1 riboswitch is annotated in these 261 nt (G+C 61.3%).

What is annotated here, in order from left to right:
* Window positions 1-21: 21 nt before the first annotated feature.
* A riboswitch (cobalamin riboswitch) is annotated at window positions 22-215 on the forward strand.
* Window positions 216-261 lie beyond the last annotated feature (46 nt).

Here is a 261-nt window from a genome sequence, read left to right on the forward strand (position 1 = left end):
TCCCCCTCCACCGCGCAAATCGACTACCATGCCGCCGCCGGTTTCCACACGGAATTAATAGGGAATCCGAAATGCTTGCACAGCATCAATCGGAACTGCCCCCGCAACTGTAGGTGCCGAGCCTGCTCCTCGACTGCCACTGGGTGAATCCCGGGAAGGCCGGAGCGTGGCGATGACGCATCAGTCAGGAGACCTGCCGGCACAATGACTGACTAACCGGCGGGGTGTCCGGGAAGGACATCGTGCCGTGCGCATTTTCCC

Source organism: Psychrobacter sp. TB20-MNA-CIBAN-0197 (assembly GCF_040309765.1).
Taxonomy (GTDB): Bacteria; Pseudomonadota; Gammaproteobacteria; order Pseudomonadales; family Moraxellaceae; genus Psychrobacter; species Psychrobacter submarinus.